This is a genomic window from Blastococcus sp. OS1-29 (genome assembly GCF_057628075.1).
Genome location: NZ_JBXXJK010000002.1, coordinates 1 through 12,984, shown reverse-complemented (window position 1 = coordinate 12,984; position 12,984 = coordinate 1). Strand labels below are relative to the sequence as shown.

The 12,984-nt window shown below is 73.2% G+C and carries 13 protein-coding genes; 2 read left to right on the top strand and 11 right to left on the bottom strand.

Features of this window, described 5'->3' with window-relative positions; genetic code table 11:
* Position 1: 1 nt before the first annotated feature.
* The 11 genes from AC2H4J_RS04860 to AC2H4J_RS04810 all read right to left on the bottom strand — a co-directional run bounded on the left by AC2H4J_RS04860 (position 2) and on the right by AC2H4J_RS04810 (position 10,130).
* Complete coding sequence (locus tag AC2H4J_RS04860) at positions 2-622, bottom strand: SGNH/GDSL hydrolase family protein (RefSeq protein ID WP_487463712.1); 621 nt, start codon at positions 620-622, stop codon at positions 2-4.
* 80 nt (positions 623-702) lie between these two features.
* A complete protein-coding gene (locus AC2H4J_RS04855; protein ID WP_487463711.1) occupies positions 703-1,617 on the bottom strand; it encodes a DUF559 domain-containing protein in 915 nt (304 codons plus the stop codon).
* Positions 1,618-1,754: 137 nt separating this feature from the next.
* Complete coding sequence (gene fabG, locus AC2H4J_RS04850) at positions 1,755-2,522, bottom strand: 3-oxoacyl-ACP reductase FabG (RefSeq protein ID WP_487463710.1); 768 nt, start codon at positions 2,520-2,522, stop codon at positions 1,755-1,757.
* 95 nt (positions 2,523-2,617) lie between these two features.
* Positions 2,618-3,037, bottom strand: a complete 420-nt coding sequence (locus AC2H4J_RS04845; RefSeq protein WP_487463709.1) for a DUF350 domain-containing protein — start codon at positions 3,035-3,037, stop codon at positions 2,618-2,620.
* Between the two features lie 70 nt (positions 3,038-3,107).
* On the bottom strand, positions 3,108-4,424 hold the full coding sequence (locus tag AC2H4J_RS04840; RefSeq protein WP_487463708.1) for an AI-2E family transporter: 1,317 nt from the start codon (positions 4,422-4,424) through the stop codon (positions 3,108-3,110).
* A 99-nt stretch (positions 4,425-4,523) separates the two neighbouring features.
* The gene (locus AC2H4J_RS04835; protein WP_487463707.1) at positions 4,524-5,279 is read right to left on the bottom strand and encodes a dienelactone hydrolase family protein; all 756 of its coding nucleotides are present in this window, start codon (positions 5,277-5,279) and stop codon (positions 4,524-4,526) included.
* Between the two features lie 14 nt (positions 5,280-5,293).
* Positions 5,294-5,839 carry a hypothetical protein gene (locus AC2H4J_RS04830; protein ID WP_487463706.1) on the bottom strand — a complete coding sequence of 182 codons (546 nt, stop codon included), beginning with the start codon at positions 5,837-5,839 and terminating at the stop codon, positions 5,294-5,296.
* A 66-nt stretch (positions 5,840-5,905) separates the two neighbouring features.
* Positions 5,906-8,251, bottom strand: coding sequence for a zinc metalloprotease (locus tag AC2H4J_RS04825; protein ID WP_487463705.1), 2,346 nt, complete (start codon positions 8,249-8,251; stop codon positions 5,906-5,908).
* A gap of 22 nt (positions 8,252-8,273) precedes the next feature.
* The gene (locus tag AC2H4J_RS04820; RefSeq protein ID WP_487463704.1) at positions 8,274-8,915 is read right to left on the bottom strand and encodes a hypothetical protein; all 642 of its coding nucleotides are present in this window, start codon (positions 8,913-8,915) and stop codon (positions 8,274-8,276) included.
* A 98-nt stretch (positions 8,916-9,013) separates the two neighbouring features.
* On the bottom strand, positions 9,014-9,535 hold the full coding sequence (locus AC2H4J_RS04815; protein WP_487463703.1) for a hypothetical protein: 522 nt from the start codon (positions 9,533-9,535) through the stop codon (positions 9,014-9,016).
* A gap of 7 nt (positions 9,536-9,542) precedes the next feature.
* On the bottom strand, positions 9,543-10,130 hold the full coding sequence (locus AC2H4J_RS04810; RefSeq protein WP_487463702.1) for a hypothetical protein: 588 nt from the start codon (positions 10,128-10,130) through the stop codon (positions 9,543-9,545).
* A gap of 326 nt (positions 10,131-10,456) precedes the next feature.
* On the opposite strand from AC2H4J_RS04810, the gene AC2H4J_RS04805 reads away from it, so the two are divergent.
* Both AC2H4J_RS04805 and AC2H4J_RS04800 read left to right on the top strand, forming a co-directional pair.
* Complete coding sequence (locus tag AC2H4J_RS04805) at positions 10,457-11,767, top strand: AI-2E family transporter (RefSeq protein ID WP_487463701.1); 1,311 nt, start codon at positions 10,457-10,459, stop codon at positions 11,765-11,767.
* An 86-nt stretch (positions 11,768-11,853) separates the two neighbouring features.
* Positions 11,854-12,807: a proteasome assembly chaperone family protein gene (locus tag AC2H4J_RS04800; protein WP_487463700.1), complete on the top strand. Its 954-nt coding sequence runs from the start codon at positions 11,854-11,856 to the stop codon at positions 12,805-12,807.
* Positions 12,808-12,984 lie beyond the last annotated feature (177 nt).

Sequence of the window (12,984 nt, the reverse complement as noted above, 5' to 3'; positions counted from 1 at the left end):
CTCAGGCGGCCGACGTCCCCCGGGCCCGGGCCGCGGCGATCACCGCGGGGGCGAGGGCCTCGACGATCCGGGCATAGCCGGCCGAGGACGGGTGGAACCGGTCGGCGGAGAACATCTGCGGATCGGCGGCGAACGCGGCGCCGACCTGCGGGCCGATGTCGGCGAAGCTCGCGCCCGTCGCGCGGGCCACCTCCTCCTGGTGGCGCTGGAGCACCGAGCAGGCCGACTGCACCAGCCGTCGCAGCGCCGGCGGGACGAACGGCACCACCGACATGTCCGGCGCCGGGACGACGACGACGTCGGCACCTGCGGCCCGCAGGCCCACCACCGCGCTGTGCAGCGCACGCGCGGCATCGGCGGGCGGCACGAACCGGGCGAGATCGTTCGCGCCGATCACGACGACGGCGAGGTCCGGGCGCAGCGGCTCGACCCGGCGCACCTGCGCGGCGAGCTCCGCCGACGTCGACCGGGGCACCGCGGCCACGTGCAGGTCGACGTCGAAGCCCTCGTCGCCCAGGGCGGCGGCCAGGCGCGGGCCGAGCCGCTCCTCGGGGCGGTGGGCGCCCTGCCCGTAGCCGATGGAGTCACCGAGGACGGCGAGACGGAGCGGGATGGATGCCACGCCGTCCTCAACGCCCGACGGCGCGCCGATCGTCCCGGCGTTGACCCCGTGGCGGCCATTTCCGGCCCGGAACTGGCCGATCAGGGGACAAGGGTCAGCCTTCGACGATAGGCGGCCAGGATCTCGGCCCGGCACGCCGCTGGTTCGCGCATCAGCCGGCGGTAGCTGAACCGCAGCACGATCCATCCGAGAGCGGCGAGGGCGGCGTCCCGGCGCAAGTCCCGTTCACGGTCCTCCGCACTGCCGTGGAACGCGGCACCGTCCAGCTCGACCGCCAGCTTGACCTCGGGCCACGCGGCGTCCAGCTTCACCAGCCCGAACGGGAGCCGCAGGCGGTGTTGCTGCACGCACGACGGTATCCCCGGCACGTCGAGCAGATGGCGCACGCCGTAGATCTCGAGATAGCTCTCGCAGCCACCGGCGATGAGGAACAGGAGCTCGGTGAAGGCCGCTCGGCCGGGCAGTTCGGGACGGACGTCCAGGTGCTCGTCCAGCTCGCGGACGGTGACGCGTCGCTCTCGTGTCGCCCGCAGCACCGCTGTGCGGGCGACGCCGTGGTAACCGCGCACGGCACGGGCCCGGTGCGCGTCACCCCAGGTGTCGACCAGCGCACGGGCGACCGACGTCACCGGGAGCCCGCGTGCCTGCAACACCTTGAACGGGTTGCGGCTGCGGTGCACCCGGAGCCATCGAGAACTGCGCACTCGCCGGTCGCTCGGAACGGTGACCTGGATCCTGGTCACCTCGGTGTCCACGACCCGGTGCGCGGCGAGTGCGCTCATGTGACTGAGCGGCCCGCCCGCATACCCGGTGGCAGCGTGCGCACGGACGGTCCAGTCGTCGGCGAGCTCGGGCACGGTGACCCAGCCGGGGTGCAGCCGAACCAGTCGCCCGGAGGAGATCCACCTGCTGATGCTCCGGGCGCCCACAGCGCTGGAGAGCGCGGCAACGGAGGTCGTGCGGGTGGGGCCGAGCAGTGCGGGGAGGTCGTGCATCGACACAGACTGGGGGCCGGTCGAGGCCGGGAGCGGCCGTCCGCCGAACCTGTGGACAAGCGCAGCGGGCGTTGTCCCTCAACCGGCCATTACCTCGAGCATTCTGGCCGGTGCAGGGACAACGCCCGCCGAAGAGGTCAGGCGCGGGGGCCGCCGGCGGCGTAGACGACCTGGCCGGAGACGAAGCCGGCACCCTCGCTCACGAAGAACGAGACCAGGTTCGCGATGTCCTCGGGCTGTCCCACGCGCTGCACCGGGATCTCCTTGGCGGCGAAGGCGATGAAGTCCTCGAACGGGATGCCCATTCGCTCGGCGGTCGCTTTGGTCATCTCGGTCTCGATGAAGCCGGGGGCGATCGCGTTGGCGGTGACGCCGAACTTGCCCAGCTCGATGGCGAGGGTCTTGGTGAAGCCCTGCAGGCCCGCCTTCGCGGTCGAGTAGTTGGCCTGGCCGCGGTTGCCCAGCGCCGACACGCTGGACAGGTTGACGATCCGGCCCCACTTGGCCTCGGTCATGTACTTCTGCGCCGCACGGGTCATGAGGAACGCCCCGCGCAGGTGCACGTTCATGACCATGTCCCAGTCGGTCTCGGTCATCTTGAACAGCATGTTGTCGCGGGTGACGCCCGCGTTGTTGATCAGCACGGTCGGGCCGCCCAGCTCGGCGGCGACGCGGTCGACGGCCGCCTGCACGGCCTCGGCGTCGCTCACGTCGGCACCCACGGCCAGCGCCTTGCCGCCGGCGGCCTCGATGGCCTGCACGGTGCCCTTGGCGGCGGACTCGTCCAGGTCGAGGACGGCGACGGCGAACCCGTCCTGCGCCAGCCGGAGTGCGGTCGCGGCACCGATACCGCGGGCCGCACCGGTGACGATGGCCACACGGGTGCCTGCGCTTGCCTCGCTCATGGACGTTCTCCTTCAGGTCGTGGACGGCAGCCGTCGACGGCGACGGGCCGGAAGCTCTCGCCCGACACGGTACCGCCGGGTACACGGCCGATCGCTCAGGGCCAGATGCTCGCGACGATGATGGCCGCGACGGCCAGCTCCGCCGCCGCGCTGACCAGGGCGGCCGGGTGGAAGGCGGGCTCCACGAGGTGAGCGCCCAGCCGGCCCGGGGTGATCAGGTCGAGCACGACGAAGGCCACCGCCTGCAGCAGCACCCCCAGGACGCCGAACACCACGGTGTACAGCAGGGCCCGGCCGAATCCGCTGGTGGCGTTGGTCCAGATGCTGGCGAAGACGATGGCGCCCTGACCGAGGAATCCCGCGGACAGCGTCACGGCGGCGTTGACCGACCGGTGCTCGTAGATGTGCCGCCCCAGGTGGCCGGGTGTCAGCAGGTCCAGGACGACGAAGCCGAGGATCAGCAGCGCGATGCCCACCCCGGTGTAGGCGACGGCGTAACCGATGCTGGCCAGCACGGCGGGACCTCCGGACGGGGCGGGGACGCGGACGGGACCAGAGCGTGCCAGACCGGCGGTCGGCGGGCGCTCAGTCGCCCGGCGTCCCGGTGCCGGCCTCGGGGTCGGGGGACGGCGGATGCGGGTGCCGGCGGGGGACGTGCAGCCGGCGCACCGAGGCGAGGGCATCGCGGCGGGCGCGCATCCGGCGTCGCGCCCGCGTCGTCCGTGGGGCGCGCGGTTCCTCGCGCAGCAGTGCGTCGATCCAGTGCGCCCGCGGGTCCAGGTCGACCAGCATCACCTTGACCAGCAGGGTGAGCGGAATGGCCAGCAGCGCCCCGAGCGCGCCCATCACCCAGCCCCAGAACAGCAGCGCCACGAACGTGACCGTCATCGACAGGCCGACCGAGTCGCCGACGAAACGGGGCTGGATCAGCGTCTGCACGACGAAGTTCAGCACCGAGTAGACGATCACCACGACGATCAGCTCGCCCCATCCACCGGCGAGCAGGCCGAGCAGGGCCGGCGGCACGACGCCCAGGACGAAGCCGATGTTGGGCACGTAGTTGGTGACGAACGCGAGCAGCCCCCAGATGCCGGCGGCCGGGATGCCGATGATCGACAGCGCGACCCAGTCGCCGACCGCCACGATGGCCCCGAACACGGTGCTCACGACCAGGTAGCTGCGGGTGCCCTGGGTGAACAGGCTGATCGCGACGGGCAGGTGCGGACGCTTGGCGCCGACGAGCGCGATCCGCCGGCCGAACCCGCTGGACTCGATGGCCACGAAGACCAGCGCCGTGAGCAGCAGCACGAGGGTGCTGGCGGCATCGGTCAGCCGGGACAGCAGCCCGGTCGCCACCCCCACGAGCTGGCTGTAGTCGATCCTCGACACCAGGTCCGACAGCTGGCCGGAGACGATGCCGGCGTTGTTCAGCTTGGCCACGACCCCGTTGATGAGCACCTCGGCCCGCCCGGTGTAGTCGGGCAGGAGGGCGGCCAGCTGCGCCACCGACAGCACCAGCAGGCCGACGAACGACAGCAGCACGGTCCAGACGAGGACCAGCAGGACGGCGGTCGCCAGCCAGCGCGGCGCCCCCAGCCGGCGCAGCCCGCGTTGCACAGGGGTCAGCGCGATGACCACCACGAGGGCGAGGAACACCGGTGCGACCAGCCATGCGATCGCCTTCAGGCCGGCCACGGCGACGGTCGCCGCAGCGCCCCCCACCAGGAGGAGGAGCCAGCGCGGAATGACGCCGCCGGTGGGCTCGAGCGCATGGGACGGCGCGGCCGCTGCGGCGGCATCCGGAGCCGGCGCGTCCTCTGCGGCGTCCGCAGGGGGCGGGTCGGCGCGCCCCGGCTCGGGCCGGAGCAGCGGCCGGGGAACGGACGGTCCGGTGCTCGGCACGTCGGGTCGTATCGCCACAGCCGCCCCCTCCCTGCCGCGCCTACCTAGTCATGATCACCCGCCCCCGTCACCGTAGGAGTGGCCGGGGGGACGAGGAGGTCAGCTCGCCGCGACCCGGTCGGTCAGGGCGAGAACGTGGTCCCAGGCGTCCCGGCAGGCCTCGGCCCAGTCCCCGAACGCGCGGTCGAAGAACGAGTGCGGGGCGCCGTCGTAGACCACCGCGTCGACGTCGGCGCCCGCCGCCCGCATGGTGTCGGCCAGCTGCAACTGGTCGGCCACCGGGGTCGCCGCGTCGGCCCCGGCGATGATCATGACCGTCGGCAGGTGGGCGCGGTTCGCGGCGTCGCCGACCATCGAGGGCCGGCCGTAGAAGCCGGCGCAGCCGGCCAGGTCGAGGTGCCCGCCGGACTGGCGCCAGGAGTGGCTGCCCCCGAAGCAGAAGCCGACGGTGATCACCGGGAGGTCGCCGCGGGTGCGGCCGCGCAGGTAGTCGATCGCGGCCGCGAGGTCGCCGTCGATGCCCTCGGGCGTCGTCTGCGGGATGTGGGACTGCCAGTCGAAGTCCTCCGGCCGGGTCCCCGACTCGTCGCAGACGCCGGCCGTCCGCCCGAAGTAGTCGATCGCGACCGTGGCCGCGCCCGCCTCGGCGAACCGCTCGGCCAGCGCCACGTAGTACGGGTGCAACCCACGGATGTCGGGCAGGACGACGACCCCGACGCGGGCCTCCTGGGCAGGGGCGGCGTACGCGGCGCTGAACTCCGTGCCGTCGGCCGAGGTCAGCGTCAGGACGCCGCGCTCGGCGACGTCACCGCTGCGCGGCGGAGCGGGCGGACGGCTGTCGTGGTCGTGGCACATGGGAACGTTCTACGTCAGCTGCCCGCGGCCTCGGCCGCCGGGCCCGGATCGCCGCCGAACACTCCGGCCGCGACCTCGCGCCGGGAGTCGGCCAGCCAGTCGTGCTGCTTGTCGGCCTGTCGGATCATCGCGTCGATCCGCTCGGCGTCCAGACGCTGGTCGGCCGCCGCGACGACCCGGAGGGTCTCGAAGCCGCACCGCTTGGCGAGGACGGCGGTGGCGATGAACTCGAACTCGACCAGGTCGCTGAGCGGCGAGCGGGTGAGCACATGACCGTTGAGCTTCAACCGGGCGAGCTTCTCCCCCACCCAGGAGGCGACCAGCTTGTACTGGCGCACGGGCAGCTCGAGTGCCTCCATCGAGGCGCGCAGCACGGACTGCTCCTCGCGCAGCTCGCCGAGCAGCTCCTCGAGCTTCTGCTCACGCGGGGTACCGCGGTACCGGCTCAGCATCCGGCCGACCAGCTCGATCCCGCCGACAGCGGCGGCCAGGTGGTCGTTGCAGTAGATGCCGAGCAGCTCGCGATCGTGCACGGCAGAGACTGCGGACGACTCGGACACGGGGCCTCCAAGGGGCCGACGACGGAACGCCCTCCAGTCTCCCGCCTCGACCGGCCCCCCGCTGGGTCAGCCGGTCGGGCCGGCGCTCGCGGTCGGCTCCGCGGGCCCGCTCGTCGGCCCGGCGCTGGTCGACGGCGCCTCGGTTGTGGCCGGTGCGTCGGACGTGGTCGTCCCACCGGTGGCGGCGGCAGCCGTGGACGACGCCGCACCGGTCGGCGCCGCGGCGCCGCTGCGGGTGGCACCGGTCACCGACGCGCTCGTCGACGCCCCGGACGGGGCCGCACCGCTCTCCGGCGTCCTCGCTCCATCTCCGGTGTCGGGCGCCACGATCGCGAGGATCCGCTCCTTGAAGGCGTCGAGCCGGGACTGCAGCTCGGCCAGCGGCACGTCCTGGATGTGCGACCCGAAGGCCTGGAGCTCCTTCCAGACCGCGGCGAGCTGCTCGTTCTGCGCGTCGGTGAGCGCATCCGGGACGCTGACCACGAGCTGGGTGGCCAGCGCCTGGGTCACACAGCGCACGCAGGCGTAGTTGAGCGCTCCCGAGAGGTTCTGCGGCACCACCACGTCGACCTGGCCGGCGAGTAGGACGACCTGGAACGCGACCGCGACCGTCCGGCAGTCGGTGCAGCTGGCGAACGCGTACGCCTCGTTCTTGTTCAGTGCGGTGGAACCGTCGGCCCAGACCAGGCTGAACGAGACGTCGTAGGTCACCGATCCGTCGGTGGTGTTCACCGCGAGCGCCTGGTTGTCGCCGGCTCCCGGCGGCAGCGGGCGGTCGAACGGGAACACCCAGGTCGGCGCGGTCGCGCTCCCGGCGGCGCCGGGCCGCGGGGTCATCACCATGGCCAGCACGGGATGGTCGGCGGTGGGGAGCGGTCCGGCGTCCGACGGCCAGATCGTCGTCGCGGCGCCGCGGGACCCCGCGCCCAGCGTCGAGTTGCTGGACGCCGGCACGACGTCCAGCACGGTGCCCCCCTCGTAGGCGTGCACCGGCCGGTACCGGTCGGACGACGGCCACCAGGCCCAGGCCAGGCCCGCGACCAGCGCGGCGGCGACCACCGCGGCCAGCGCCCGGCGCACCGGGCGGCCCTCGGTCCGCTGCAGCGTGCCCGCGACGATCCGCCGCACCAGCCGGACGACGACGTAGGCGATGCCCAGCAGCGGGACGACGAGGACGACGATCGCCAGCCCCCGGGCGGTGACGCCGAGGAAGTCGCCGTCGGCGAAGTTGCGGGACAGCTCGGCGCTCTGCACCCCGACCGAGGCCCAGGCCGTGGCCACCAGGCGCGGCAGCGAGAGCACCACGAGGAGCATCGAGAACAGCATCAGCGGCACGACCGCGAGCACCCAGAGGGTGACCACGACACGGGCCCAGGTCTTCAGGGCGACGGCCTCGGGCTCCCGCCAGTGGCCGGGCAGCAACCCCTTCAGGATCGGGCCGATCCGCTGGTAGAGGTCGGGGACCCCGGTGACGTCGGCGAGCACGTGGTAGCCGTCGAAGCGCAGCATCGGGGCCAGTTGCCGGATCATCTGCAGCACCTGGGTGGCCACGATCAGCAACAGGGCGTGCCAGCCGGTGAGCCACCACACGCCGAAGGTGAGTAGTACGACGATCGCGTTGAAGTAGAGCCCACCCAGGTCGGTGCGCAGCCGCCCGCCACGGCCGAGCCGGTAGCTGTCGGTCACGTCGGTGTAGAACGCCGGCCAGAACAGGTAGAAGCCGAAGCCCATGACGCCGAGGGTCGCTCCCCCGCGCTGGGCGGCCGCGGCGTGCCCGAACTCGTGGAACCCGGCGGACAGGACCGTCACCACGATGACGAGCAGGAACAGGCTCGGGAACTGGAAGGCCTGTGCGGTCGCGGCCGCCAGCCCCTCCCGGAAAAGCACCCACCCGGACACGGCGAGGAAGGCCAGCACCACCGGGATCACCACGAACGGCGAGAAGAGCACCGCGAAGGGAGCGGTGAACCGCCGGGTGATCGCCGGGTCGGTGATCATCTTCCGTGCCCGGAGCGCCAGCAGCGGGTTGGCGCGGCGCAGCTCCGGCTCACTGCCGTCGGCCAGCCGGAGCAGCCCGAGCGGACGCAGGGTGGCGTCGACGAGCTGGCGGACGTCGTCCGGGCCGACGAGCCGGCCCGAGGCCTCGCTCACCGCGGCCGCGACGGCCGTGAGATCCCGCCGGCCGTCGATCGCCGCCACCGTCCGGTGCAGCAAGGGCGTCAGCGTGATGACCTGTCCGTCGCCGCGGCGGGCCAGCGCGGGCGCCTGCCGGTAGCCGGAGCCCGGGATCTCGCCGAGCAGTTCGAGGCCCTCGGCCCGGTGGAGCACCTCTCCACCGGACGCCACCGCGGTGGTGGGCGCGCCGGAGGGCGTACCCACCACCGGGATGGGGGTGGTGCTGGGTCTGGTCATCAGCGTCGGTGGCCGGCGGCCGTCACTGCTGGATGGTGGACTGCTGGTCGGCGGTGGCCGTGGCGTCGCCGGTGATGTGCTGGGTGATCAGGGCGGTCTGGTCGGAGGAGGCCGACGCCACCGAGTCGATCGAGCCGACGTTGGCCGCCGCCGACGCGTCGATCGGGGCGGCGACGTTGGCCTGCGCCGCGACCGCACCGTCGATGGGCGCGGCCAGGTCGAGCTTGCCGTCGAGGTTGACGTCGATGTTCAGCAGCGGACCGTCGAGCGGTCCCGACGAGGCGGCGGGCTCCGGGGCCACCGGCGCGGCCGCGGCGTCGGCCGGCGCCGGCTCCGTGGCGCCGGTCTGGTCGATCGAGCTGACCTGCGGCGCGTGCGCCACCGAGTCCCCGGTGACGTCCTGGTCGATCGCGACAGCCTGGTGCGCGCCGGCGACGGCGGTCGACCCGGCCGACAGGACGTTGGCGCCGATGGAGGCCTCGATGGGCGCAGCGACGTTCGCGTTGGCGGCCACTCCCAGGTCGATCGGGGCGGCGGCGTCGAGCGCGATGTTGAGATCGGCGTTCAGGTCGAGGAGGGACATGACCTCCTTGTCGGGGAGGGCGGCGCCGGTCTCGGCGGCGAGTTCCTCGGGGGACAGCGGGCGCAGCTCGTCGTTGCTCACGGGGTTTCCTCCTCGTTCGGGGCCGGCGCCCGGACTGCCCCACCAGCCGATCGCACAAACGCGCTGGTCGGGCCGCTACCCGATCGGGCGACGAGGGATCAGTGGCGCAGCAGGAGGGCGACCCCCACGCAGGCCGCGGCCCACAGCGCGCTGGCGAGCGTGCCGACGATGAACCGCTCGGCGGCGGCGGGAGCCCGGAGCTCCGCGTACCGACCGAGGCCCTTGACCGCGAGGACGACGACGAGCCCGTCGGCCGAGCCCGCGAGCAGCGTCGCGGCGATGGCGGCGCGCTCGAGGACCCCGATCCAGGCCCCGCCGCGGAGGATCGCCGGGTCCTGCGGGCCGCCGGTCACCCCCACCGCCGCCGGGTCCGCAGCGCGCAGGACCGCGGTCGCCACGGGCCCACCACCCGCGACGGCAGCGAGCACCGCGGCGACGGCGGCCGCCTCGACCACCGACCGCGACGCGTTCCCGCCGGCCCACGCGAGGGCGGCCGCGAGGGCCAGGAGGACGCCGAGGAACAGCGCGCCCCACGTCGGTCGCACGCGCTCGCCCTGCGCGGTGAGCAGGAGGCCGAGCACGGCGACGAGCACGAGGAGGACGGCGACCGTGATGTTCATGGCGCGCTCATCCTGCCGCGCGGGTGAGACAACGGGCCGCGGTGGGCCGCAACTCGCGCTCCAGGTCCCAGAGCCCGGCGGCGAGCCGCTGGCCCACCGCCTGCCGCGAGATGCCCAGTTCGGTCGCCGCGTCGGCCTGCGTGCGGCCGGCGCCCACCAGGGCGATGGCCTCCCAGGCCTGTTCGCTGCGGCGCTCCACGACCACGGCGAGCGCGGTGAGCACGGCCTGCGCGTCACCCGCGTCCACGGGCACGGCACCGCGCACGGCCAGCCGGGCGGGCCGTTGCTTCGCGGCGTCCACGGCCCGGCGGGCGCTGAGGAAGGCCGGCCCCGCTCCGGCGCGCGTGCTGGGCGGCAGCGGGGTCTGGACCGGCCCCACCCCGACCCCGATGCTCCAGTTGCCGGTGCGGACCAGCCGGAGCACCACCTCGACCACGTCGTCGGGATCGGCGAGCACGCCCTGGAACTCGTCGCCGGCGGTCCGCTCGAAGCCGAGCACGGTGGGGACGTCGGCATTCAGCTGCCGCAGCACCTCCGGGACCCGGTCGGGCTGGCTACGGCTGGCACGCTGGTCGATGGTCAGGACGTAGGGCACCTGGCAAGGCTGACAGCTTTCTTCAGCAGTTGCAAGCCTCAAAGCTTGTCAACCACCTCGAGTGGGAAATGCCCGCTGGCGATCGGGTATCCGGTCACAGTGAGCCGGAGCAGCGACTTGCCCTGGCGGGTCGTTGGTCACCCTGGCCCGCTGCGGACAGGTGGAGACGACGACACGCCCGTCGCCGTCCACCCCGAAGCTCACCGGTGACCTCGGGACCTCACCGGTTCGTCGGCGGGCGACCGGAACGGCGGGCGACGCTACGGCGTGGTCACGATGATCGTTTCGGTCGGTCCGACCCCGCGCCGTGTGCTGAGATCGTGCCCATGAGGTTCCGATTCGCCGGCCGCCCGGACCAGGCAGGCCCCACGGCGGACTCCCCGGCCCCGGACGGGCCGGGCGCCGTCGCCGAGCCGGGCGCGGAGGTCACCACGGCTCCCGCGCCGCCGGAGGGACGTGGGCCCAAGATGCAGCGGGCGGCGCGGACCCTGGCCATCGCCTCGGCACAGTTCCTCCTCATCGCCGCGGCCCTCGTCGTGCTGTTCTGGGTCCTGGGCAAGCTGTGGTCGATCCTGCTGCCGGTCGTGCTGGGCCTGCTGATCGCCACCGTGCTCTGGCCGGCCACCCGCTTCCTCCGCCGACACCAGTGGCCGGCTGCTCTGGCCGCCTCGACGGTTCTGCTCGTCTTCATCGCCGCCTTCGTCGGGATCATCGCGGCGATCGCGCCCTCGGTGGCCGACCAGGTCACCCAGCTCGCCGACGCCTCGACCAAGGCACTGCAGGACGTGCAGGAGTGGTTGCAGGGGCCGCCGTTCAACTTCGGCGAGGACCAGATCGGCAACGCCGTCGACAGCGTGATCAACTCGATCCAGGACAACGCCCAGAACATCGCCGGCTATGCCCTGACCGGCGCCAGCGTCGTCGGCAGCAGCCTGGTCAACCTGGTGCTGGCGCTGGTGCTGGTCTTCTTCTTCCTCAAGGACGGGCCGCGCTGGGTGCCGTGGCTGTCCGCCCAGACGGGCCCACGCGCGTCCCGGCACGTGGCGGCGTTGTCGTACAAGTCCTGGGCGACGCTGTCGGAGTTCATCCGCCAGCAGGCCCTGGTGGGCTTCATCGACGCCTTCTTCATCGGCCTGGGGCTGTGGATCCTCGGGGTGCCGCTGGTCTTCCCGCTGGCGGTGCTGACGTTCTTCGGCGGGTTCGTGCCGATCATCGGCGCCTTCGTCGCCGGCGCGTTCGCCGTCCTCATCGCCCTGGTGAGCAACGGGTTCACCACGGCGCTGATCGTGCTGGCCGTCGTCCTGCTCGTGCAGCAGATCGAGGGCAACGTCCTGCAGCCGATCATCCAGGGCCGCGGGTTCAACCTGCACGCCGCCGTCGTCATCCTCGCCGTCACGGCGGGCGGCAGCCTGGCCGGCATCATCGGGGCGTTCCTGAGCGTGCCGGTCGCCGCGCTGATCGCCGTCGTCTACCGCTACGCCCGCGACCAGCTGGACGAGCGGTCGCCCGAGATCGCGCCGGACGGCACCCAGGCGCGGCTGGAGGGAGACGTCGAGGGGACCGAGGTGGTCCGGGAGCGGGTGACCGTGCCCGGCGACCGGCCGGCCGCCCCGCGGGACAGCGACCCACCGGCCTGACCCCCCACCGAGCGGTACCGGGAATTCCGCGACCCGCCCCGGGGCTGAAGCAGTCGAACGTCGACACCGATCCAGGAGGTCCCACCGTGGCCCAGCGACCGGAGGAGCTCGTCGAGCTGCTCCCCGAAGCCGAGCGCTTCCTCGCCCGCGAGGCGGCCGTCGGCGACCCGGCCGAGCGGGCCGGGCTGGTGCTGGTGCACGACCTCGCCGGCGACTTCGACGCCGCGCACGCCGGCGCACTGGCCGGCGCCCACCTGCTGGCCGGCCTCCCCCACGAGGTCATCGCCCGCTTCGACGCCGACAGCCTGGTCGACTACCGCGGACACCGGCCCCGCATGACCTTCAGCGGTGACCACTACGAGGACTTCGCAGCGCCGGAGATCGCGCTGTACGCGGTCGAGGACGACGCCGGCGTCCCGTTCCTGCTGCTGCACGGCACCGAGCCCGACTACGCGTGGGAGCGGTTCGTCGCGGCGGTGATGCAGCTGGTCGAGCGGCTCGGCGTCACCAGCGTGATCGCACTGCAGGCCATCCCCATGCCCGTGCCGCACACCCGGCCGGTCACCGTCACGGCGCACGCCACCCGCCGCCAGCTGATCGACTCCTACCCGGTCTACTGGGGCGAGATGCGCATTCCGGGCACCGCGTCGGCTCTGCTGGAACTGCGGCTGGGCCAGTCCGGGGTCGACGCCCTGGGGGTCGCGGCGCACGTGCCGCACTACCTCGCCCAGGCCACCTACCCGGCCGCGTCGCTCACCCTCCTCGAGCACCTCGAGCAGCTGACCGGGCTGCACCTCCCGACCGAGACCCTGGCCGAGGCCGCCCAGTCCAACCGCACGGAGATCGACGAGCAGATCGGCCGGTCGGCGGAGAACACCGCCGTGGTGGCCGCGCTGGAGCAGCAGTACGACTCCTTCACCGCGGCCCGCGAGGGCACCGATCTGCTCGGCGGGTCCGGCGAGGTGCCGAGCGCCGAGGAGATCGGCGCGGAGTTCGAGCGCTTCCTCGCCGACCAGGACCGCAAGCGCCCCCGCGACTGAGCAAGGACGCCCTGCTGGGGCCGAGGATTGTGCACTTTCCGGGGTCATGGCGCGCTCGGGTTCAAGGGGTCGATGCAACACCCCGGTGATTTGGGGTGGTGTCGATGGCGCGTCTGCGGCTGCCGAAGGAGATCGAGCGCAGGTTCTGGAGGCTGATCGCTGAGGGGCTGCCGACCG